This is a genomic window from Pseudomonas sp. LH1G9 (assembly GCF_002949975.1).
Taxonomy (GTDB): domain Bacteria; phylum Pseudomonadota; class Gammaproteobacteria; order Pseudomonadales; family Pseudomonadaceae; genus Aquipseudomonas; species Aquipseudomonas veronii.
In genome coordinates this window covers 5826202-5848088 of record NZ_CP026880.1, presented here as the reverse complement: position 1 = coordinate 5848088, position 21887 = coordinate 5826202, and the positions used below count along the sequence as shown (strand labels likewise).

Sequence of the window (21887 nt, the reverse complement as noted above, 5' to 3'; positions counted from 1 at the left end):
GTTATCCACAGACGGGTCAACAGGGATTGTGGGTAAGCCACTCTCCCCGTTGCGGCTCAGCGAACCACGCCTTCCTCAAGCAACAACTTGAGAATCGCTTCAGCACCCGCTTCAGGGCTGAGGCCCTTGAGTACCTGCCCGCCGCCGCCACTGGCCTTGGCCGTGGCCGCCTTCATCCGGTCCGCGCCGCTCTTGGCCTTGATCACCTTGAGCCGCTTGGGGCGTGGCTTGGCCGGTTGCAGCACGGCGCCTGTGAATAACTCGTCCGCTTCAACCTCGACCTCGTGGGCCGCCAGTTCGCCGCGTTGCGCCGGGCCATAGGCGCTCTGTCGAGGCTTGGGCGCGGCGTTATCCACCGTGGCCAGAAACGGCAGGCGCACCTTCAAGCGCCGCCGCTGCCCACGGGGCAAGGCTTGCAGCACCAGGGCCACGCCGCTCTCGATGGACTCCACCTGCGCCAGCCCGACAATCAGCGGCCAGCCCAGGTGTTCGGCGAGCAGGAACGGCAACATCCCCGAACCTTCGCCGGTTTCGGCCTGGCTACCGGTGAGCACCACCTGGGCGCCGGCGTCGCGCAGATACTCACTGAGCACCGGCAAAGCATCGGCGCCAGGCGGTTGTTCGAGCACATGCAACTGCGCCAGCCCCATGCCCAGGTAGCTGCGCAGCGTGGGTTCGGCGATGTCGCCGGCATGTAGCACCTGCAACTTATCCCCAGCCATTTGCAGGCCCAACTCGACCGCGCGCGCATCCTGCTCGGCGCGGCGCGGGCGCCCGGAGGTGGGGTGGGCGCCGATGGAGACCAGACTGATTACCTGCGTGTTCATGCCCTTATCCTTTGCTTAAGCCGCATCGCGCTTGGCGCCGTGGCGGTAGGCCTCGACCGCGGCGATCAAGGCTTGCAGAATCGCGGCGCTGTCGCCGATCACCGACAGGTCGGCACGCTTGATCATGTCGCAGCCGGGGTCGAGGTTAATCGCCACCACCTTGTCGCAGGCGCCGATGCCTTGCAGGTGCTGGATCGCCCCGGAGATACCGACGGCCACATACACCCGCGCCGTGACCCAGGTGCCGCTGGCGCCGACCTGGCGATCGCGGGCCATGAAGCCATCGTCCACCGCGACGCGCGAGGCGCCTTCGGTAGCGCCCAGGGCGGCGGCGGTCTGGTGGAACAGCGCCCAGTCCTTCACGCCGTTGCCGCCGGAGAAAATAAACTCGGCTTCAGCCATCGGAATCGCCGCCGGGTCCACCGCCACCGCGCCGAGGTCTTCGATACGCGGCAGGCTGCGCGCCAGGGCTGTGGATAACTCCACGGGCAGCACTTCATGCCGAGTGTCGCTGACCGGATCGGCGCATTCGGCGGCGGCCAGGATCAGGCGCGGCAGCGGCCGGGCCACGTCTTGCTGACCAGCACCGGCACGGCCGATGCACTGCTCGCCCTGGATCTGCCAGACCCGCGTGGCCGGGCGCTCGTTGAGGCTGGCGGCAAAACGCCGACCGAGTTCACCGCCACCGCTGCGGCTGTCCGGCAGCAACCAATGACGCGGGCTGAACTGGTTATCCACAGCCCGCAGGCCCTGCACGCGTTGCTCCGGTGAATAACCGTCGAAAGCATGACCTTCGAGCACCAGCAGGCGGTCGACGCCGGCCGTGGCAAATGCGTTTTCCTTGTGTTCGCCAAACACCACGGCCAGCACCGCACCGTCGCTGCCGGCGAGTTGCCGGGCCAGGCCGAGCAGGTCACGGTCGTGGCTGCTCAGGCGGCCGCCGACCATGTCCGGCACCACGTTGATGTAGAACGCGGGCGCCGCCACCTGATGCAGCGGCAACTGCACTTCCACCGCCGCCGTGCGCTTGGCCGCCCCGCCCTGCTGGGCACCGCTGCGGTCGATGCGCTTGATGCCGTTGGGGCCGATAAAACCGACACCATGGACGTTCTTGCGGATGACGCCGTTGGGCCCCATCCAACTGTGTTGCACCGGCTGCATCGCCGCATGCAGCGGGTGCAGGCGGTTACGGGCGATCCATTCGGCGCGTGGGTCGCGGCGGATAATGTCGCTCATCAGTGTACCTCCGCGGGTTCACGCGTGATCGGGGCTTTGGCCGGCGCCGGCTCGTCGAGCAAGGCATCGGCCACCAACTCGGCGATGTCCTTGATCAGTGGGCGCGGTTCGACCACGCCTTCGAGCATCGCGGTGCATTGCGGGCAGCCCACGGCCACCAGTTCGGCGCCGGTTGTGCGGATGTCGTCCATCCGCATATCGGGGATGCGTTGCTTGCCCGGAATGTCGGTGATCGGTGCGCCGCCACCGCCACCGCAGCAGCGTGAACGGTAGCCCGAGCGTTGCATCTCCTTGACCTCGATCCCCAACGCGCGCAGCACCTGGCGCGGCGCCTCGTATTCGCCGTTGTAGCGGCCCAGGTAGCACGGGTCGTGATAGGTCACGCTGCTGCCTTTGTGCTGGCTCAGGTTCAGCGCGCCGTCGCCGATCAGCTCGGCCATGAAAGTGCTGTGGTGCTGTACGACATAGTCACCGTTGAAGGCGCCGTATTCGTTTTTCAGCACATGGAAACTGTGCGGGTCGCAGGTGACGATGCGCGTGAAGTTGTACTTGGCCAGGGTCTGGATATTACGCGTGGCCAACAGTTGGAAGGTCGCTTCATCGCCCAAGCGGCGGGCGACGTCGCCGCTGTCGCGCTCTTCCAGGCCGAGCACGGCAAAGTCGACCCTGGCCGCTTTCAGCACTTTGACGAAGGCGCGCAGGGTGCGCTGGTTGCGCATGTCGAAGGCAGCGTCGCCGACCCAGAACAGCACCTCGCAGCGACCTTTCTCGCTGAGCAACGGCAGGTTCAGATCCGCCGCCCAGTTCAGCCGGCCGCCCGGTGCGAAGCCGCCGGGGTTGTCGGTGGCGATCAGGTTTTCGAGGACTTCGGCGCCCTTGTTCGGCGTGGCGCCTTTTTCCAGGGTGAGGTGGCGGCGCATGTCGACGATGGCGTCCACGTGCTCGATCATCATCGGGCACTCTTCCACACAGGCGCGGCAGGTGGTGCAGGACCACAACGTGTCGGCGTCCACCAGGCCGTTGACGATCGGTTGGTGCGGGTTGCCGCGGTGTTCACCGATCGGTTTTCCAGGATAAGCGCTGCCGGCGAACTTGGCATCGGTGCCGCCGGCCAGGCCGACCACCATGTCCTGAATCAGCTTTTTCGGGTTCAGCGGCTGGCCGGCGGCGAACGCCGGGCACGCCGCTTCGCACTTGCCGCACTGCACGCAGGCGTCGAAGCCGAGCAGTTGGTTCCAGGTGAAGTCCTTGGGTTTTTCCACGCCCAGGGGCGCGCTTTTATCGTTCAGGTCCAACGGTTTCAAACCGGTGGAACGGCCCCCGCCGAAGCGCTCGGCGCGGCGGTGCCAGGCCAGGTGCAAGGCACCGGCGAAGGCGTGCTTCATCGGCCCGCCCCAGGTCATGCCGAAGAACATTTCCGACACGCCCCACAGCACACCCACGCTCAACAACGCGGCCAGCAACCAGCCGCCGAAGTCAGCGGGCAGCACCCCGGCCACCGGCAGCGTCACCAGGAAGAAGCTCACAGAAAACGCCATCAGGCTTTTCGGCAGGCGCATCCACGGGCCTTTCGACAGACGCGACGGCGGATTGCGCCGGCGCAGATAGACAAACGTGGCGCCGACAAACATCAGTAGCGACGCCAGCAGCAAGGCAACGCCAAGGATGCGGTTATGCAGGCCGAAACCATGCACCAGGACCGCCAGCAGCGCCGACAGCACAAAACCCAGCGCCGTAGCGACGTGGGTGTTGGCGATGTATTTGTCGCGGGCGACCACGTGGTGCAGGTCGACCATGTAGCGCTTGGGCATGGCCAGCAGGCCTTTGATCAGGTCGACCTTCGACGCCCGCCCACGGCGCCACATGGCTGCCCGCCGCAGCGCGCCCAGAACAGCAAGGCCCAGCGCCGCGAACAGCAGAATCGGAAGAAGAGTATTCAACATGGTGAAGCTCCCACAGACCACACGGATCTACTGTGAAACCGGGCCCTAAATGTGGGAGGGGGCTTGCCCCCGATGGCGGACTGTCAGTTGATACAGCTGCAGCTGACCCACCGCTATCGGGGGCAAGCCCCCTCCCACATTTTCAGACCGAGTACACATTGGTTCGGTGTCGGGTCAGAAATCCTTGCACAAGCGCAGGGCGTCATAGATCGCGGCGTGGGTATTGCGCTGCGCCACACAGTCACCGATGCGGAACAGCAAGTAGCCCTCGCCCGCTTCGCTCAGGCACGGTTGCGGCTTGATCGCGAACAGCGCTTCGATGTCCATCTGCCCCTTGTTGCGCGAGCCGGGTTTGAGGGCGTAGTAGATCTCCTCATCGGGACGCACGCCGTTTTCCACCACCACCTGATCGACCACCCGCTCCTCTTTGGCGCCGGTGTATTCGTTCTCCAGCACCGCCACCAGCTTGTCGCCTTCGCGGTAGACCTTTTCCAGCATCATGTCGCCGGTCATGATCACTTCCTTGGGGTACATGCTGCGGTAGTAGGTCGGGAACGACGTACCGCCGATGGCCACGCCGGGCTTGATGTCGTCGGTGACGATCTCGACCTGGCTGCCCTTGTCCGCGAGGAAATCGGCCACCGACATGCCGGTGAATTCGCAGATGGTGTCGTAGACCAGCACGTTCTTGCCCGGCGCGACTTTGCCGTCGAGCACGTCCCAACTGCTGACCACCAGGCCTTCGGCCGCGCCCCAGTGTTCGTTCTGCTCCAGGAACGGATGCCCGCCCACCGCCAGCACCACCACATCCGGGCGCAGGTCGAGGATGGCCGCCGCGTCCGCCGCCACGCCCAGGCGCAGGTCGACGTTCAACCGCGCCAGTTCCAGTTGGAACCAGCGGGTGATCCCGGCGATCTGGTCGCGCTGCGGGGCTTTGGAGGCGGTAGTGATTTGCCCGCCGATAAAGGCTTTTTTCTCGAACAGGGTCACGTCGTGGCCACGCTCGGCGGCGACGCGCGCAGCCTCCATCCCCGCTGGCCCGGCGCCGACCACCACCACCTTGCGCTTGGGCCCGGTGGATTTTTCGATGATGTGCGGCACGCCCATGTATTCACGGGAGGTCGCGGCGTTCTGGATGCACAGCACATCCAGGCCCTGGTACTGGCGGTCGATGCAATAGTTGGCGCCGACGCACTGTTTGATCTGGTCGATCTGGCCCATCTTGATCTTGGCGATCAGGTGCGGGTCGGCGATGTGGGCACGGGTCATGCCGACCATGTCCACATAGCCGCCTTCGAGGATGCGCGTGGCCTGGTTCGGGTCCTTGATGTTCTGCGCGTGCAGCACCGGGGCCTTGACCACTTCCTTGATCCCGGCCGCCAGATGCAGGAACGGCTCCGGTGGATAACTCATGTTCGGGATGACGTTGGCCAGGGTGTTGTGGGTATCGCAACCCGAGCCGACCACACCGATAAAATCGAGCATGCCGGTGTCGTCGTAATACTTGGCGATCTGCTTCATGTCCTCGTGGGACAAGCCGTCCGGGTGGAACTCATCGCCGCACAGGCGGATGCCGACGCAGAAATCCGGGCCGACTTCAGCCCGCACCGCCTTGAGCACTTCCAGGCCGAAACGCATGCGGTTTTCAAAGCTGCCGCCCCATTCGTCGGTGCGCTTGTTGACCCGCGGGCTCCAGAACTGGTCGATCATGTGCTGATGCACCGCCGACAGTTCCACGCCGTCCAGGCCACCGGCTTTCGCCCGGGCTGCCGCGCTGGCGTAGTTGCCGATCACGCGCCAGATCTCTTCCGGCTCGATGGTCTTGCAGGTCGCACGGTGTACCGGCTCGCGGATGCCCGAGGGCGACAGCAGGGTCGGCCAATGCTCGCCGTCCCAGCGCGAGCGGCGGCCCATGTGGGTAATCTGGATCATGATCTTGGCGCCATGCTTGTGCATGGCATCGGCCAGGTTCTGGAAGTGCGGGATGATCCGGTCGTCGGCCAGGTTCACCGATTTCCACCAGCCTTGCGGGCTGTCGATCGCCACGCTGGAAGACCCGCCGCAGATGGCCAGGCCGATCCCGCCCTTGGCTTTCTCTTCGTAGTACTTCACATAGCGGTCGGTGGTCATGCCGCCGTCGGTGGCATACACCTCGGCGTGGGCGGTACTGAGCACGCGGTTGCGGATGGTCAGTTTGCCGATCTGGATCGGCGCGAACATTGCTTCGAAAGCCATGGCAGGGTTCCTCGACTTACAACGGCTTGACGGTGAACAGGCCGTCGTCGTGGCCCTCTTCGGAGCCGCCGTAGACTTGTTCGGCCACGGTGCGAATAGTGCTGCCGCGCGCTTGCAGGATCTGGTCCATGGCCCCGGCAAACCAGCCGGTGAACATGTAGTCGACCTTGCGCCCGACCTTGCCGTACACGTAGACGAACGCCGAGTGTTCGAGCTTGACGCTGGCGGTGCCTTTGTCCAGGTCGATGTCCTGGATCTTGAACAGGCCCCAGCCGCGTTGCGACAGGCGCTTCATGTAGTGCTCGAACACCGCCACGCCTTCAAGGCCATGGCATTCGGCTTCTTTTTCACACCAGTGCCAGGCGGATTTGTAGCCGGCCTTGTAGAGGATCGCGGCGTAGGCCTCGGCACCGAGCACCTCTTCGATACCCATGTGGTTGTTGACGAAGAAATGACGCGGTACGTACAGCATCGGCAGGGCGTCGGAGGTCCAGACACCGGTTTCGCTGTCGACTTCGATAGGCAATTGCGGGGCGATCTTGGCCATGGAAACTTAACTCCAGAAAATTCGTAGTGGTGTTGCCCGTGGGTGTTTGGCTTATTCGCCCCACACGTCCTTCAAGACGTTGACCCAGTTCTCGCCCATGATCTTGCGCACCACGCGTTCGCTGTGGCCGCGCTTGAGCAGGGTCTCGGTGAGGTTGGGGAACTCGCCCACGGTGCGGATGCCCAGCGGGTTGATGATCTTGCCGAAGCTGGTCAGGCGGCGGGCGTAGCCCTTGTCATGGGTCAGCATTTCGAAGAAATCCTGGCCATGGCCCTGGGTGAAGTCGGTGCCGATGCCGATGGCGTCTTCGCCGACGATGTTCATGGTGTACTCGATGGCTTCGGCGTAGTCGTCGATGGTCGAATCGATACCCTTGGCCAGGAACGGCGCGAACATGGTCACGCCGACAAAGCCGCCGTGGTCGGCGATGAACTTCAGCTCTTCATCGGACTTGTTGCGCGGGTGTTCCTTGAGCCCGGAGGGCAGGCAGTGGGAGTAGCACACCGGTTTTTTCGATTCGAGGATGACTTCTTCGCTGGTCTTGGAGCCGACGTGGGACAGGTCGCACATGATGCCGACGCGGTTCATCTCGCCGACGATCTCGCGACCGAAGCCCGACAGCCCGCCGTCGCGTTCGTAGCAACCGGTGCCGACCAGGTTCTGGGTGTTGTAGCACATCTGCACCACACCGACGCCGAGCTGCTTGAAGATCTCGACGTAGCCGAGCTGGTCTTCAAACGCGTGGGCGTTCTGGAAGCCGAAGATGATGCCGGTCTTGCCCTGTTCCTTGGCCTTGCGGATGTCGGCGGTGGTTTTCACCGGGATCACCAGGTCGCTGTTCTCGCGGATCAGGGTCTGACTGGCGACGATGTTATTGATCGTCGCCTGGAACCCTTCCCACACCGACACGGTGCAGTTGGCGGCGGTCAGGCCGCCTTTGCGCATGTCCTCGAACAGCTCGCGGTTCCACTTGGCAATGATCAGCCCGTCGATAACGATGCTGTCGGCGTGTAATTGCGCTGGGCTCATCAGGCGTCCCCTTATTGGCGATTCGTGCGCCGAATCGTCTGCCGGCGCTTTGGGGCCAGCATATGCCGAGGGGCCGAGCGGACCGGGTGCAAAAACGACAGGGGAATTGCCGAAAGCGTCAATCCGCGACGAAGGTCGCTAAGACAGGTCTGTCTGGCGGCTGTTCTTTGTCTTACGCTTGGGCCAGAATTCCCGCATCAACCGATACGAGACGGCGCAATGAAATCGATTTTCCTGGCTTTGGCACTCATCGCAACCGGCGTCCACGCGGCCGAAGACACCGACAGCACGCCGTGCGACGGCATCGAAAACGACAAGCAAACCCTGGAATGCGCCACCTACAACAAAACCATCGCCGAGCAATTGCTCAAGGATAACTATCAAGGGTTGCTGGAGCGCATGGGTTCGACCTATGGCAGCAACAAGTCACAGCTGGCAGACATTACCGCTCGTCTGAAGGATGCCCAGCAGAAGTGGGAAAAATTACGCGACGCCGATTGCGCGGTGGACACCTTCCCGGCGGCGACCGGTACCAAGCCCTATGCGATCGCGCTGAACGATTGCCTGGCGCGGATGAGTGATGAGCGGTCGGAGTTTTTGGAGTCGATCGGCCAGGAGTGAAGCATTCCCACGCATTGAACGCAGGAACGCTTCACAGGCATCAGGCCATGAAGGGCGACTTGAACGGGCTTTTCGTCAATGGGCGGCTGGGCGCATAGCTGTAGCCCAGCGCGGCGATATCCATCACCTCACTGATCCGGCGGGTCCAGGGATTAATCACATCATCATAGTTGTGGCCCGGCGGACCGTCCTGCATGGGGCAATAGTGGGGGGCCAGGTCCGGCTCATCCAGGCGTTTCTGCGCCTGCCAGTCCGCCCAGATCTTGTCGATGAAACAGTGATGCAGGAAGAACACCGGGTCATCCGGTGAGGTCATGGGCAACATATTGCCGCCAATCCACAAATGCACACGGTTATGCAGCTGCGAACCGGAGGTTTTGACAGCAGGATCGCCACGCTGGGTGATCCAGCCTTCCAGGCGGTTTCTGAAACCGCGGACGAAAGGGCTCGAGTTGTAATTGGGTTCGTCATACAGGCTTTCGTTCATCGCCACTCGCAGGTCGTCCTCGGTTGGCAGTGAGCTGATCACTTGCCCGAACTGGCGTTTGAGGCCTGGCCCGGGCAAGCCCTCCTCGTCATAGGGCGGCACGGGCCAGTTCCCGTATTTGTGGGCAAAGACCCCATCCTGCACGCGAAACTGATCGGCTGGGTCGCCGTCCCCACCCAGGAAACCCTGGCGCCACACCGGCGATTGTTCAGGGGCGGCCGCATCCTGCGTCCAGTCCCAATAAGGCAGCGTCACGCCGACGTTGATCGCTTGTAGATCCGCCTCGAACTGCATCAACATTTCACGGTGCCACGGCAGAAATGCCGGCCCCCGGTGAGCACCGTTACGGTAGTTGGGATCTTGGGGTTCGTTCGGGTAGACCGTGGCCTTCATGACGGCGTGATGCCAATGAACATACTTGTCGTAGACACCGGAACGCTTCATCGCCAATAACGTGTTGATAAACTCCAGTTGTTCCGTTGCGGTCAGTGCGCGAATTTCCTTGCGAATATTCATTGCATAACTCCCTTGTCGGAATAGCCATGGAACAGGCCGGAACCCTCGGCAGGCTCCTTCAGGGAATCTATGAGACCGGGCACGCGGCGGTCTACTGTCAAAAATAACAGGTCGAGCACGTTCCCGACGGGTGGACGGCGGCCGTCTCAGCCCTCGACCCTGATACTATTGCGGCCTCTCTTTTTTGCTCCAAGGCGACCCAATGACTCTCTGCGGCATCGAAATCAAAGGCAGCGAAGCCATCATCGCCGTTGCCTCCCTGAACAATCAGACGCTGACCCACGTCGCCCTGGCCACCAAGAAAATCGCCCTCGAAGACGACGATGAAGCGGCCAACGTCAAAGCCTTCGCCGCCCAGGTGAAGGCGTTCGTGCAGGACAACGCCATCGAACGCATCGCCATCAAGAAGCGCAGCAAAAAAGGCGAATTCGCCGGCGGCCCGACCACGTTCAAGATTGAAGGGGTGTTTCAACTGCTGGAGGGGGTTGAAGTGACGCTGCTGTCGCCGCAGACCATCAATGCGCAGAACAAGAAGCACAATTTCGATCTGCCGGCGACGCTGAACAAGTACCAGCATGAAGCCTTCAAGGCGGCGTGTTCGGCCCTGATAAAGCAATAGGCACACCGACAATTCACTGTGGGAGGGGGCTTGCCCCCTCCCACATTTGATCTTTGTCGCTTACAGGAGAAGGGGTGTACCAGCATGAAGCCTTCAAGGCAGCGTGTTCGGCCCTGATAAAGCAACAGGCACACCGGCAATTCACTGTGGGAGGGGGCTTGCCCCCGATGGCGGTGTGTCAGCCACTCAGGGGCCGCTGATCCACCGTCATCGGGGGCAAGCCCCCTCCCACATTTGATCTTTGTCGCTTACAGGAGAAGGGGTGTACCAGCATGAAGCCTTCAAGGCAGCGTGTTCGGCCCTGATAAAGCAATAGGCACACCGACAATTTACTGTGGGAGGGGGCTTGCCCCCGATGGCGGTGTGTCAGCCACTCAGGTGCCGCTGACCCACCGTCATCGGGGGCAAGCCCCCTCCCACATTTGATCTTTGTCGCTTACAGGAGAAGGGGTGTAGTACCAGCATGAAGCCTTCAAGGCGGCGTGTTCGGCCCTGATAAAGCAATAGGCACACCGGCAATTTACTGTGGGAGGGGGCTTGCCCCCGATGGCGATGTGTCAGCCACTCAGGGGCCGCTGATCCACCGTCATCGGGGCAAGCCCCCTCCCACATTTGATCTTTGTCGCTTACAGGAGAAGGGGTGTACCAGCATGAAGCCTTCAAGGCAGCGTGTTCGGCCCTGATAAAGCAATAAGCACACCGACAATTTACTGTGGGAGGGGGCTTGCCCCCGATGGCGATGTGTCAGCCACTCAGGGGCCGCTGATCCACCGTCATCGGGGGCAAGCCCCCTCCCACATTTGATCTTGGTCGCTTACAGGAGAAGGGGTGTACCAGCATGAAGCCTTCAAGACGGCTTGTTCGGCCCTGATAAAGCAATAAGCACACCGACAATTCACTGTGGGAGGGGGCAAGCCCCCTCCCACATTTGATCTTGGTCGCTTACAGGAGAAGGGGTGTACCAGCATGAAGCCTTCAAGGCGGCGTGTTCGGCCCTGATAAAGCAATAGGCACACCGACAATTTACTGTGGGAGGGGGCTTGCCCCCTCCCACATTGGCTTTGTGGTGTGTTTAGCCGGGTGTACGGTGCTTGTGCAGCAGCCAGTCGCCGAAGGACTTGTCTTCCAGGGCATAACCGCCGCGGCTGGACTTCCATACCAGTTCCTTGTCACGCAGGGCATCGATACACGCCTGGATGGTCTGAGTGCCGGGCACCACGTCGCTGCCCATCTCCTCCAGCGCCTTGCTGACCGCAGTGAGGGTGCTGTCGGTGAACGGGGCGAAGGGTTGATTGTGTTGCGAACGCTCCACCATCACTTGCAGCACGGCACGTTGCGCAAGGGTGAGGGCGTTCCAGGCGCTTTCGAATTCGTTCCAGACGCCGGCGCGCAGCACTTCCGCGCGGCTGTGCAGCAACTGGCCCAGGTTGCTCGCCTCGCCCAACTCCAGGGCCACTTCACCGATGATGGTGCGCAGCATCTCGGGGCGCCGGCCTACCAACTCAAACGCTTCGTCGATATCCGCCGCGTTGAATTGGTTGGTCTCGGCCAGATGCGCGTTGAGATGCGCGGTGTAAGCCTGAGTGAACGCCTTACCCAGCAACGGAAACGGCGTGATGCTGGAGCCGAAGAACGGCTGGCTTTTGCCCAGCACCAAATGAGCGAGCTTGTCGCGGTTGGAGCCGGTGAACACCAGGTGTAAGCCACTGCCCTCGCCTTCGCGGCCCTGGTTGAGCTGGTCGCGTGCGGCCTTGAGGGCGAACATGGCATTGATGCCCGCTTCGGTGGTGAGCGCGTGCTGGGCTTCATCAATCACCAGCACCACGGTTTTCTCGGCGGCGCGGTGAAGTAATTCCAGTGCTTGCGTAAGGGTCGCGCCCACGGGCAGTTGAGGCTTGGTGAAGTCCCAGGACAAGGTGCGCAGGAAGCTGAGTTTTTCGATGCCGATGTTCTTCGCCAGTTTTCGGATGCCCTTTTCGAAAGGCACCAACGCACCGGCAATGGCGCTGGAAATCAGCTCGGCGGGATCTTTCTCCTTGTCGGCCCACAGGTCCACATACACCGTCAGCCAACCCCGAGCCTGGCACTCGGGGAGAAGGTCTTCGCGCAGAAAAGTACTTTTGCCGGTACGACGCGGCGCCGCGAGAAACAGGCCAGAGGTGAAATCCTGGATACCCACGCCCACCAGGCCATCGGCAATACTGCTTGCCAGGGTGGGGCGGCGGAACACAAAACCGCTGGGCTTGGACATGCTTTTATACTCAATTATTGAACAAACTATAAATTATAGTCGCGAGTATAATTGACTATAATCGCCGATCAAACCACCTCCCGTCGCCGATCCTCCCGCGGACACTTGGCAAACCGCGCCCGATAACTGCGGGTGAAATACGACGGCGACTCAAAGCCGCAGGCAAGGCTCACTTCCAGCACGCTCATGTCGCTCTGGCGCAACAACTGCCGCGCTTTTTCCAGGCGCAGGCCGAGGTAGAAGTTGCTCGGCGTGTCGTTCAGATGCAGGCGAAACAGCCGCTCCAACTGGCGCCGCGTGACCTTGATCGCCTCGGCCAGGGCCAGGGTGCTCAACGGCGGTTCGGTGTGTTGTTCCATCTCGCCGATCACCTGCACCAACTTCTTGTTGTTGATGCCGTAGCGCGTGGCGATCTGCATGCGCTGGTGGTCTTTGCGCGGGCGGATGCGCCCGAGCACGAATTGCTCGGAGACCTGGATTGCCAGGTCGGGGCCGTGGGCCTGGGCGATCAGGTCGAGCATCAGGTCGATGGAAGCGGTGCCGCCGGCGCAGGTGATGCGGCGGCGGTCGATCTCGAACAGTTCCTGGGTCACGCTCAGGTGCGGATAGGCTTCTTTGAAGGCGTCGATGGCTTCCCAGTGCAGGGTCAGGCGGTGGCCGTCGAGCAGCCCGGCCTCGGCCAGGATGCAGGCGCCGGTGTCGATGGCGCCGAGGGTCACACCGTCATGGTCGAGGCGGCGCAGCCAATGTTCGAGGGCCGGAGTGGCGAATTCAAGCGGTTCGAAACCGGCGACCACCATCAGCGTCGCGCCTTTTTTCAGCGGCTCCAGCGCCGCGTCGGCGTTGACCGACATGCCATTGCTCGCCAGCACCGCGCCGCCGTCCGCGCTCAACACATGCCAGCGGTACAACTCGCCACGAAAGCGGTTGGCCACGCGCAGCGGTTCGAGCGCGGAGATAAAGCCGATGGCCGAGAACCCCGGCATCAGCAGAAAGTAGAAATCCTGGGACATGGTGCGCTCTCGTAGGACCGGCAGCGTGGTCACTGTGATACGCCAGTTCAACGGCCCATTCAAGAGCACAGGTCGCTGCAGTGCAAGAGCGGGTCGCCGCCGTGCGTTTTGTCGCCCTTCAAGCTGCGTAACGTGACCCCACGGCGCACAAAGACGCCGGCCCCCACAATAACGACCTGCCGAGGGAACCACCATGAACCGACTGATCAGCCGCTGCGTGCTCGCATTCAGCGCCAGCGCCATCTTGAGTACCAGCGTCTTCGCGGCCGACGCGCCATCCTGCCAGAACGTGCGTATGGGCGTGGTGAACTGGACCGACGTGATCGCCACCAGCGCCATGACCCAAGTGTTGCTCGATGGCCTCGGCTACAAGACCAAACAGACCAGCGCGTCCCAGCAAATCATCTTCGCCGGCATCCGCGACCAGCGCCTGGACTTGTTCCTCGGCTACTGGAACCCGCTGATGACCCAGACCATCGCCCCGTTCGTCGACGCCAAGCAGGTCAAGGTCCTCGATAAACCGAGCCTGGAAGACGCGCGCGCGACCCTGGCGGTGCCGACTTATCTGGCCGACAAAGGCCTGAAAACCTTCGCCGACATCGCCAGGTTCGAGAAAGAACTGGGCGGCAAGCTCTACGGCATCGAGCCGGGCTCGGGTGCCAACACCCAGATCAAGGCGATGATCGCCAAGAACCAGTTCGGCCTGGGCAAATTCCAGCTGGTGGAGTCCAGCGAAGCGGGCATGCTCGCCGCCGTCGACCGCGCGGTGCGTCGCAAGGAAGCCGTGGTGTTCTTCGGCTGGGCGCCGCACCCGATGAACGTCAACATCGCGATGACCTACCTCACCGGCAGCGAAGACGCCCTGGGCCCGAACGAAGGTATGGCCACCGTGTGGAGCGTCACCTCGCCGACCTATGCCGAGCAGTGCCCCAACGTCCACAAGCTGCTGACCAACCTGACCTTCACCGCCGCCGACGAGAGCCGAATGATGCAGCCGTTGCTGGAACACAAGGACGCCTTCGAGTCCGCCAAGCAGTGGCTCAAGGATCACCCGCAAGACCAGGCGCGCTGGCTCGAAGGCGTGACCACCTTCGACGGCAAACCGGCGGCCGCCAACCTGCAACTGACCAGCAAATAACGGTATTCGACGCACCGTTTCGCGGTCGTGCCTGACCGCGAACGGCCTCGCTACGCCTTGAAATCACGCCTGTAAGGAACCTGCCCCATGAACCACGACGTCATCATCACCTGCGCACTCACCGGTGCTGGCGACACGAGCGCCAGAAGCCCCCATGTACCGGTCACCCCCAAACAAATCGCCGCCGCCGCCGTGGAAGCCGCCAAGGCTGGCGCCACTGTCGTTCACTGCCATGTGCGCAACCCCGAGACCGGCAAGTTCAGCCGCGACGTCGCCTTGTACCGCGAAGTGATGGAGCGTATCCGTGAGGCCGACATCGACATCATCGTCAACCTCACCGCCGGCATGGGCGGCGACCTGGAGATCGGCGGCGGTGAGACGCCCATGGCATTCGGCCCCAACACCGACCTGGTCGGCCCGCTGACGCGCCTGGCCCATGTCGAAGCGCTGCTGCCGGAAATCTGCACGCTCGACTGCGGCACGCTGAACTTCGGCGATGGCGACACCATTTACGTGTCCACCCCGGCGCAACTGCGGGCCGGCGCCAAACGCATTCAGGAACTGGGCGTAAAAGCCGAGCTGGAAATCTTCGACACCGGCCACCTGTGGTTCGCCAAGCAGATGATCAAGGAAGGCCTGCTCGACGACCCGCTGTTCCAACTGTGCCTGGGCATCCCGTGGGGCGCGCCGGCCGACACCACCACCATGAAAGCCATGGTCGACAACCTGCCCGCCGACGCGGTGTGGGCCGGCTTCGGCATCGGCCGCATGCAAATGCCGATGGCGGCGCAGGCGGTGCTGCTCGGCGGCAACGTGCGCGTCGGGCTGGAAGACAACCTGTGGCTGGACAAGGGCGTGCTGGCCACCAACGGTCAACTGGTGGAACGCGCCAGTGAAATCCTCAGCCGCCTGGGCGCGCGGGTCATGACCCCGGCCGAAGGGCGCCTGAAAATGGGCCTCAAAAAACGCAGCTAACCCCCCAACCCAAACCGGATCAAAACCTGTGGGAGGGGGCAAGCCCCCTCCCACAGGGGAACATCACCTTATTCAGGAATGTCGCCATGCGTTTTATTACAGATATCAAAACCTTCGCCGCCCTCGGCAGCGGTGTGATCGGCAGCGGTTGGGTGTCCCGCGCCCTGGCCAATGGCCTCGACGTGGTGGCCTGGGACCCGGCGCCCGGTGCCGAAGCCGCGCTGCGCCAACGCGTCGCCAATGCCTGGGGCGCCCTGGAGAAACAAGGCCTGGCCCCCGGCGCATCGCAGGACCGCCTGCGTTTTGTCGCGACGATCGAGGCGTGCGTGAAAGACGCCGACTTCATCCAGGAAAGCGCCCCGGAACGCCTGGAGCTGAAACTGGAGCTGCACAGCAAGATCAGCGCGGCCGCCAAGCCGAATGCGTTGATCGGCTCCAGTACCTCGGGCCTGTTGCCCAGCGAATTCTATGAAGGCTCGACCCTCCCTGAACGCTGCGTCGTCGGTCACCCGTTCAACCCGGTGTACCTGCTGCCGCTGGTGGAAGTGGTGGGCGGCAAACACACCGCGCCCGAGGCGATCCAGGCGGCGATCCAGGTGTATGAATCCCTCGGCATGCGCCCGTTGCATGTGCGCAAGGAGGTCCCCGGCTTTATCGCCGATCGCCTGCTCGAAGCCCTGTGGCGCGAGGCGCTGCACCTGGTCAACGATGGCGTTGCCACTACCGGCGAGATCGACGACGCAATCCGTTTTGGCGCCGGCTTGCGCTGGTCGTTCATGGGCACGTTCCTGACCTACACCCTGGCCGGCGGCGATGCCGGGATGCGGCACTTCATGGCGCAGTTCGGCCCGGCGTTGCAGTTGCCGTGGACCCACCTGCCGGCGCCGGAGCTGACCGACAAGTTGATCGACGATGTGGTCGACGGCACCCGCGAGCAGTTGGGTAACCACAGCATTTCGGCGCTGGAGCGCTATCGTGATGATTGTCTGTTGGCGGTGCTGGAAGCGGTGAAGACCACTAAAGCCAAGCACGGCATGACCTTCGCCGAATAAGGAACCCCCCAGCATGCCGGCACTGACCACCTACACCACCCAGGTCCACCCCGACTGGGTGGATTACAACGGCCACCTGCGCGACGCGTTCTACCTGCTGATCTTCAGCTACGCCACCGACGCGTTGATGGACACCCTCGGCCTGGACAGCGAAAACCGCGCCGCCAGCGGCCATTCGCTGTTCACCCTGGAGCTGCACCTGAACTACCTGCACGAAGTGAAACTCGGCGCCGACGTGGAGGTGCGGACCCAACTGATCGCCCACGATGCCAAGCGCCTGCACCTCTATCACAGCCTGCACCGGGTGAGCGACGACAAGGAACTGGCGGGCAACGAACAGATGCTGCTGCACGTCGACCTCGCCGGGCCGCGCTCGGCGCCGTTCACCGAGGCGACACTGGAACGCCTCGCGGCCATCCGCGCCACGCAAGTCGACCTGCCCACTCCCGCCCTCCTCGGCCGCGTCATTGGCCTGCCCGCGCCAAATGGCCCGAAAACGACCTGTTCATAGCCATCCGAGCCATTCGTGCATTCTGCCCTTGCCGACCGCCTGGTCGGCTACCAGAATCCAAATCGATCCCCCCGCTCCCTTCACCAGGATAAACGTCATGATGCACGCGGATTTGATTGACCAGGATGACCTGCTGAGCAAACTGCGCTCGCTCGGTTTCGAGGTGTCCAGCGGCGCCAGCGCCGAGCAGGCCTGTGAATGTGCGGTACGCGGTTTGAGCGAAGCGCGGGCCAAGGCGCTCAAGGGCATGGTCGAGCAGATGTACAGCGGCAGTGCGACGATTCTGCCGGCGGTGCGGCAGGCGATCGACAGGCAGTTATTGCCGGCGCTGATGCAGTTCAAACAGAACTCCGGCGTCTGACAGACCGCTATCGGGGGCAAGCCCCCTCCCACACTCGAATTGTGAATACAGTCAAATGTGGGAGGGGGCTTGCCCCCGATGCAGGCGACTCGGTCTAGAGCCTCACACTGGCAAACGTCGACTCATTGCGCGCCTGGCTCAACGCCGACATCGGCCCCGACAACGGGGACAACACCAAGGCCGGCGGAATCGGCATCATCGCCACCTGCTGGGTGGTGTTGGAACCGACGCGCTCATCCCGTGGCGGAATACCGAAGTATTCGCGGTAGCACTTGGAGAAGTGCGGCGTGGACACGAACCCGCACACCGACGCCACTTCGATGATCGACATCGGCGTTTGCTTGAGCAACTGCCGTGCGCGAATCAGGCGCAGCTTGAGGTAGTAGCGCGACGGCGAGCAGTGCAGGTATTTCTGGAACAGCCGCTCCAGCTGGCGCCGCGACACGGCGACGTACACCGCCAGCTCATCCAGGTCGATCGGTTCTTCGAGGTTGGCTTCCATCAGCGCGACGATTTCCTGCAACTTCGGCTGGTTGGTGCCGAGCATGTGCTTGAGCGGCACACGCTGGTGATCCTGTTCATTGCGGATGCGCTCGTACACGAACATCTCGGAGATCGCCGCCGACAGTTCACGGCCGTGGTCGCGGCTGATCAGGTGCAGCATCATGTCCAGCGGCGCGGTGCCGCCGGAGCTGGTGAAGCGGTTGCGGTCGAGGGTGAACAGGCGGGTGCTCATCGACACGCGCGGGAAGGCTTCCTGCATCGACGCCAGGCATTCCCAGTGCACGCTGCAATCGAAGCCATCGAGCAACCCGGCGCAGGCCAGGGCCCAACTGCCGGTACACACCGCGCCGAGGCGACGGGACTGGCGCGCCTGGCTTTGCAGCCACGACACATGTTCACGGGTGACGGTGCGCTGGATACCCACGCCGCCGCACACGATGACGGTGTCCAGGGCCGGGGCTTTGTGCATGGCGGCATCGGGGGTGATTTGCAAACCGTCGCTGGCCCACACCTGGTTGCCGTCGACACTCAGGGTTGTCCAGCGATACAACTCGCGCCCGGACAACTGGTTGGCCATGCGCAGCGGTTCCACTGCCGAAGCCAGGGAAATCAGCGTGAAATTGTCCAGCAGCAGAAAGCCGATGGATTGAGGCGCACGGTTCTGGGGTTGGGCCCCGGAGTTGAACGACGTCATCGCGGTATCTCCTCACACAAAGCGGGTGATGGCCTCAGGCGAGGCTCTTGTTATTGCGCTCGTCTCTGATGCAGAGAGAGGCGTTGAGTTGATAGAGCAATTGCCATGCCTAAATTTGAATGGCCATTCAATAACTCCTGAAAACGACCTCTTGATGTGTCTAGACAAGCCCCTGTACGAAGTGCGGAATATGCCCCGAATCGGCGGCGCAAACGGCCCCGTTCAAGGGCTGTGAGCAGATCGGTAGCACTTGTGGGTAGGCGCTTTGAGGGCGAAGCAAGCGTCTGTCACCGCAGGCACGGGTGACGGGTGGTCGGAGGGGAAATCGTTTGGGGGCTACTTATCTGTTTGCGACGCGCTAAAAGGTGGCGCTTTTGGTTTTGGTGTTCACTTTATGAGCAGGGTTGTTTGGACTGGCGCTATCGGGGGCAAGTCGAATCGTCGCACCGCCCCTCCCACACTCGACCGAGTTCACAATTCAAAATGTGGGAGGGGGCTTGCCCCCGATAGCGGCGACGCGGTCTCAACACTCAACCGCACTGACCGCCAACCCACCCCGCGACGTCTCTTTGTACTTGTCATGCATGTCCGCCCCCGTATCGCGCATGGTGCGGATCACCCGGTCGAGGGAGATAAAGTGCTGGCCGTCGCCGCGCAGGGCCATCTGCGCGGCGTTGATCGCCTTCACCGCGGCAATCGCGTTGCGCTCGATACACGGCACTTGTACCAGGCCGCCCACCGGGTCGCAGGTCAGGCCGAGGTTGTGTTCCAGGCCGATTTCGGCGGCGTTGCACAGTTGCTCCGGGGTGGCGCCGAGGATCTCCGCCAACCCCGCCGCCGCCATGGCGCAGGCTGAGCCGACCTCGCCCTGGCAGCCGACTTCGGCGCCGGAGATCGAGGCGTTCTTCTTGCACAGAATGCCCACCGCCGCCGCGCTGAGCAGGTAGTCGACCACGTTGGCTTCGGTGACGTCGTCGCTGAACTTCATAAAGTAGTGCAGCACCGCCGGGATGATCCCCGCCGCGCCATTGGTCGGCGCGGTGACCATGCGCCCGCCGGCGGCGTTTTCTTCGTTGACCGCGAGGGCGAACAGGTTGACCCACTCCATCGCGCTCAAGGTCGAGCCGATCACGTTGGGTTTGCTCAACTCCAGCAAACTGCGGTGCAACTTGGCGGCGCGACGGCGCACATTCAGGCCGCCGGGCAGGATGCCTTCGTGCTTGAGGCCCTGCTCGACGCACGCCTGCATGGCGCGCCAGAGCGTCATCAGGCCGCTGCGGATTTCATCCTCGGAGCGCCAGACTTTTTCGTTGGCCAGCATCAGCTCGGCGACGCGCAGGTTATGGCTCTTGCACAGTTGCAGCAGCTCCACCGCGCTGGAGAATTCATAGGGCAATGCGCTGCGGTCCATATCCGCCACGCCGCTTTGCGCCTGGGCTTCATCCACCACAAAGCCGCCGCCGACGGAGTAGTAGGTGTCGCGGTGCAACTCGCCGTCAGCACCGAACACCACCAGGGTCATGGCATTGGGGTGGAACGGTAGGTTTTCGTCGAGCAGGCGCATGTCCCGCGCCCACACGAAAGGCACCGGTAAACGCCCGTCCAGCAGCAGCGTGTCGGTCTCGCGCAGGGTATGGATACGCAGGCCGATCTGCGCCGGATCGATTGCGTCCGGCCACTCGCCCATCAGGCCCATGATGGTTGCGGTGTCGCTGCCGTGGCCGATGCCGGTGGCCGACAATGAGCCGTAGAGCTGAACTTCGACGCGCCGCACCTGTTCCAACCATTCACGTTCACGCAACCGTTGAACGAACAACGCTGCGGCGCGCATGGGGCCGACGGTGTGAGAACTCGAAGGCCCGATGCCGATCTTGAACAGGTCGAAAACACTGATAGCCATTGCCGTGGAACTCCTCGATAAGCACAGGCCAGGCTTGAACGAGGTGCTACGCTCAGATCGCCCAGATGGCGGCATCATCAGGCTTTTATCCGCCATCACGGCGTCTCACACCGACGCAACCATGCTCATCAGCGTCGCTCACGAACAAGGGCCTGTTTTGGGCGTTTTTAGCGGTGCAGATGGGTAAAAACAGCGGTTTTACCTTAGGAAAAATCTGTAAACGACGTCACCGACACTGGATGCGACCCTGCCTGTACTGGATACGACGCCCCCTGTAGGCGTCAGATTTTCACTGGTACATGATCAGTCTCGACTCGTTGGCAAGGCACCGTGCCGCCGCCTCAAAGCACGTTCCAACCGCAACACTTATAAAGCGCGGCGAATGCCGCCAGAAAGTACACAGGAGTCTAGCCCCATGAAAGGTTCACCCTCGTTGTTGTTGGCCGCCATGCTGAGTCTGCCAGTCCTGGCGCACGCTGCAGAACCGGCACAATGTCAGACCGTCAACTTCTCCGATGTCGGCTGGACCGACATCACCGTCACGACCGCGACCACCAGCGAAATCCTCAAGGGCCTCGGCTACAAGCCGCGCACCACGATGATTTCGGTGCCGGTGACCTACAAGTCCCTGGCCGACGGCAAGAACATGGACATCTTCCTCGGCAACTGGATGCCGACCATGGAAAACGACATCAAGGCATACCGTGATGCCGGCACCGTGGAAACCGTGCGCGCCAACCTGGAAAACGCCAAGTACACCCTGGCCGTTCCCGAGGCGCTGTATGACAAAGGCCTGAAAGACTTCGCCGATATCGCCAAATTCAAGGATGAGCTGGAAGGCAAAATCTACGGCATCGAACCTGGCAACGACGGCAACCGCACCATTCAAACCCTGATCGACAAGGACGCGTTCGGCTTGAAGTCGGCCGGTTTCAAAGTCGTCGAGTCCAGCGAAGCCGGGATGCTGTCGCAGGTCGAACGCGCCACCAAGCGCGGCAAGGCCATCGTGTTCCTCGGCTGGGAACCGCACCCGATGAACACCCGCTTCAAGATGAAGTACCTGACCGGGGGTGACGACTCGTTCGGTCCCAACTACGGCCAGGCCACCATCTACACCAACGTGCGCAAGGGCTACACCCAGGAATGCAGCAACGTCGGCCAGTTGCTGAAAAACCTGTCGTTCACCCTGAACATGGAAAGCACCCTGATGGGTAACGTCCTGGACGACAAGATGAAACCCGACGCCGCGGCCAAGGCCTGGCTGAAGAAGAACCCGCAAGTGCTCGATACCTGGCTTGCCGGTGTCACCACCGTCGATGGCAAACCAGGTCTGGAGGCCGTCAAAGCTTACCTCGCCAAGTAATCCCTGCTGACCCCGGGCTGGTGCGCTGGCCCGGGATGTTTTCCCCTTCGCATGTGGACATTCAC

Annotated in this window: 19 protein-coding genes; 8 read left to right on the top strand and 11 right to left on the bottom strand. The window is 62.6% G+C overall.

Annotated elements, in window-relative coordinates:
• Positions 1-56: 56 nt before the first annotated feature.
• The 6 genes from C5F70_RS27025 to C5F70_RS27000 form a co-directional block, all read right to left on the bottom strand.
• A complete protein-coding gene (locus tag C5F70_RS27025; RefSeq protein ID WP_046487910.1) occupies positions 57-827 on the bottom strand; it encodes an electron transfer flavoprotein subunit beta in 771 nt (256 codons plus the stop codon).
• A gap of 15 nt (positions 828-842) precedes the next feature.
• The gene (locus C5F70_RS27020) at positions 843-2063 is read right to left on the bottom strand and encodes an electron transfer flavoprotein subunit alpha/FixB family protein (protein ID WP_102618937.1); all 1221 of its coding nucleotides are present in this window, start codon (positions 2061-2063) and stop codon (positions 843-845) included.
• Positions 2063-4006: a dimethylglycine demethylation protein DgcB gene (gene dgcB, locus C5F70_RS27015; RefSeq protein ID WP_104904326.1), complete on the bottom strand. Its 1944-nt coding sequence runs from the start codon at positions 4004-4006 to the stop codon at positions 2063-2065. Before dgcB ends, C5F70_RS27020 begins: the two co-directional genes overlap by 1 nt.
• Positions 4007-4180: 174 nt before the next feature.
• Positions 4181-6241, bottom strand: coding sequence for a dimethylglycine demethylation protein DgcA (gene dgcA, locus C5F70_RS27010; protein ID WP_017849541.1), 2061 nt, complete (start codon positions 6239-6241; stop codon positions 4181-4183).
• 16 nt (positions 6242-6257) lie between these two features.
• Positions 6258-6788 (bottom strand): DUF5943 domain-containing protein, encoded by a 531-nt coding sequence (locus C5F70_RS27005; RefSeq protein ID WP_017849540.1) that lies wholly within the window; start codon positions 6786-6788, stop codon positions 6258-6260.
• 51 nt (positions 6789-6839) lie between these two features.
• On the bottom strand, positions 6840-7817 hold the full coding sequence (locus C5F70_RS27000; protein ID WP_017849539.1) for a dipeptidase: 978 nt from the start codon (positions 7815-7817) through the stop codon (positions 6840-6842).
• Positions 7818-8036: 219 nt separating this feature from the next.
• On the opposite strand from C5F70_RS27000, the gene C5F70_RS26995 reads away from it, so the two are divergent.
• Positions 8037-8438: a lysozyme inhibitor LprI family protein gene (locus tag C5F70_RS26995; RefSeq protein WP_104904599.1), complete on the top strand. Its 402-nt coding sequence runs from the start codon at positions 8037-8039 to the stop codon at positions 8436-8438.
• Positions 8439-8478: 40 nt separating this feature from the next.
• On the opposite strand, the gene C5F70_RS26990 is transcribed toward C5F70_RS26995, so the two are convergent.
• On the bottom strand, positions 8479-9441 hold the full coding sequence (locus tag C5F70_RS26990; RefSeq protein WP_104904325.1) for a tyrosinase family protein: 963 nt from the start codon (positions 9439-9441) through the stop codon (positions 8479-8481).
• A gap of 202 nt (positions 9442-9643) precedes the next feature.
• Between C5F70_RS26990 and C5F70_RS26985 the strand changes: the two genes are divergently transcribed.
• Positions 9644-10060: a DUF3010 family protein gene (locus C5F70_RS26985; protein ID WP_017849536.1), complete on the top strand. Its 417-nt coding sequence runs from the start codon at positions 9644-9646 to the stop codon at positions 10058-10060.
• 1072 nt (positions 10061-11132) lie between these two features.
• On the opposite strand, the gene C5F70_RS26980 is transcribed toward C5F70_RS26985, so the two are convergent.
• Together C5F70_RS26980 and C5F70_RS26975 are read right to left on the bottom strand one after the other, a co-directional pair.
• Positions 11133-12311, bottom strand: a complete 1179-nt coding sequence (locus tag C5F70_RS26980) for an AAA family ATPase (protein ID WP_104904324.1) — start codon at positions 12309-12311, stop codon at positions 11133-11135.
• A 68-nt stretch (positions 12312-12379) separates the two neighbouring features.
• Positions 12380-13324 (bottom strand): GlxA family transcriptional regulator, encoded by a 945-nt coding sequence (locus C5F70_RS26975; RefSeq protein WP_017844925.1) that lies wholly within the window; start codon positions 13322-13324, stop codon positions 12380-12382.
• A 193-nt stretch (positions 13325-13517) separates the two neighbouring features.
• On the opposite strand from C5F70_RS26975, the gene C5F70_RS26970 reads away from it, so the two are divergent.
• The 5 genes from C5F70_RS26970 to C5F70_RS26950 all read left to right on the top strand — a co-directional run bounded on the left by C5F70_RS26970 (position 13518) and on the right by C5F70_RS26950 (position 17361).
• Positions 13518-14462: a choline ABC transporter substrate-binding protein gene (locus C5F70_RS26970; protein WP_017844926.1), complete on the top strand. Its 945-nt coding sequence runs from the start codon at positions 13518-13520 to the stop codon at positions 14460-14462.
• 87 nt (positions 14463-14549) lie between these two features.
• Complete coding sequence (locus C5F70_RS26965) at positions 14550-15437, top strand: 3-keto-5-aminohexanoate cleavage protein (protein WP_104904323.1); 888 nt, start codon at positions 14550-14552, stop codon at positions 15435-15437.
• An 86-nt stretch (positions 15438-15523) separates the two neighbouring features.
• Positions 15524-16489 (top strand): L-carnitine dehydrogenase, encoded by a 966-nt coding sequence (locus tag C5F70_RS26960; protein WP_104904322.1) that lies wholly within the window; start codon positions 15524-15526, stop codon positions 16487-16489.
• Positions 16490-16502: 13 nt separating this feature from the next.
• A complete protein-coding gene (locus tag C5F70_RS26955) occupies positions 16503-17000 on the top strand; it encodes a thioesterase family protein (RefSeq protein ID WP_046487925.1) in 498 nt (165 codons plus the stop codon).
• A gap of 97 nt (positions 17001-17097) precedes the next feature.
• A complete protein-coding gene (locus C5F70_RS26950) occupies positions 17098-17361 on the top strand; it encodes a hypothetical protein (protein ID WP_017844930.1) in 264 nt (87 codons plus the stop codon).
• Positions 17362-17455: 94 nt separating this feature from the next.
• Here the strand turns inward: C5F70_RS26950 and C5F70_RS26945 are convergent, their stop codons facing one another.
• Positions 17456-18559, bottom strand: coding sequence for a GlxA family transcriptional regulator (locus C5F70_RS26945; protein WP_017844931.1), 1104 nt, complete (start codon positions 18557-18559; stop codon positions 17456-17458).
• Positions 18560-19082: 523 nt separating this feature from the next.
• Positions 19083-20459, bottom strand: coding sequence for an L-serine ammonia-lyase (locus C5F70_RS26940; RefSeq protein ID WP_017844932.1), 1377 nt, complete (start codon positions 20457-20459; stop codon positions 19083-19085).
• A gap of 415 nt (positions 20460-20874) precedes the next feature.
• Here C5F70_RS26940 and C5F70_RS26935 point away from each other — a divergent pair, with 415 nt between their 5' ends.
• Positions 20875-21822, top strand: a complete 948-nt coding sequence (locus C5F70_RS26935) for a choline ABC transporter substrate-binding protein (protein ID WP_017844933.1) — start codon at positions 20875-20877, stop codon at positions 21820-21822.
• Positions 21823-21887 lie beyond the last annotated feature (65 nt).

Bases quoted from the DNA above. Each gene is read 5' to 3' on its own strand.
- C5F70_RS27025 (WP_046487910.1), bottom strand. From the start codon at position 827: ATGAACACGCAGGTAATCAGTCTGGTCTCCATCGGCGCCCACCCCACC.
- C5F70_RS27020 (WP_102618937.1), bottom strand. From the start codon at position 2,063: ATGAGCGACATTATCCGCCGCGACCCACGCGCCGAATGGATCGCCCGT.
- dgcB (WP_104904326.1), bottom strand. From the start codon at position 4,006: ATGTTGAATACTCTTCTTCCGATTCTGCTGTTCGCGGCGCTGGGCCTT.
- dgcA (WP_017849541.1), bottom strand. From the start codon at position 6,241: ATGGCTTTCGAAGCAATGTTCGCGCCGATCCAGATCGGCAAACTGACC.
- C5F70_RS27005 (WP_017849540.1), bottom strand. From the start codon at position 6,788: ATGGCCAAGATCGCCCCGCAATTGCCTATCGAAGTCGACAGCGAAACC.
- C5F70_RS27000 (WP_017849539.1), bottom strand. From the start codon at position 7,817: ATGAGCCCAGCGCAATTACACGCCGACAGCATCGTTATCGACGGGCTG.
- C5F70_RS26995 (WP_104904599.1), top strand. From the start codon at position 8,037: ATGAAATCGATTTTCCTGGCTTTGGCACTCATCGCAACCGGCGTCCAC.
- C5F70_RS26990 (WP_104904325.1), bottom strand. From the start codon at position 9,441: ATGAATATTCGCAAGGAAATTCGCGCACTGACCGCAACGGAACAACTG.
- C5F70_RS26985 (WP_017849536.1), top strand. From the start codon at position 9,644: ATGACTCTCTGCGGCATCGAAATCAAAGGCAGCGAAGCCATCATCGCC.
- C5F70_RS26980 (WP_104904324.1), bottom strand. From the start codon at position 12,311: ATGTCCAAGCCCAGCGGTTTTGTGTTCCGCCGCCCCACCCTGGCAAGC.
- C5F70_RS26975 (WP_017844925.1), bottom strand. From the start codon at position 13,324: ATGTCCCAGGATTTCTACTTTCTGCTGATGCCGGGGTTCTCGGCCATC.
- C5F70_RS26970 (WP_017844926.1), top strand. From the start codon at position 13,518: ATGAACCGACTGATCAGCCGCTGCGTGCTCGCATTCAGCGCCAGCGCC.
- C5F70_RS26965 (WP_104904323.1), top strand. From the start codon at position 14,550: ATGAACCACGACGTCATCATCACCTGCGCACTCACCGGTGCTGGCGAC.
- C5F70_RS26960 (WP_104904322.1), top strand. From the start codon at position 15,524: ATGCGTTTTATTACAGATATCAAAACCTTCGCCGCCCTCGGCAGCGGT.
- C5F70_RS26955 (WP_046487925.1), top strand. From the start codon at position 16,503: ATGCCGGCACTGACCACCTACACCACCCAGGTCCACCCCGACTGGGTG.
- C5F70_RS26950 (WP_017844930.1), top strand. From the start codon at position 17,098: ATGATGCACGCGGATTTGATTGACCAGGATGACCTGCTGAGCAAACTG.
- C5F70_RS26945 (WP_017844931.1), bottom strand. From the start codon at position 18,559: ATGACGTCGTTCAACTCCGGGGCCCAACCCCAGAACCGTGCGCCTCAA.
- C5F70_RS26940 (WP_017844932.1), bottom strand. From the start codon at position 20,459: ATGGCTATCAGTGTTTTCGACCTGTTCAAGATCGGCATCGGGCCTTCG.
- C5F70_RS26935 (WP_017844933.1), top strand. From the start codon at position 20,875: ATGAAAGGTTCACCCTCGTTGTTGTTGGCCGCCATGCTGAGTCTGCCA.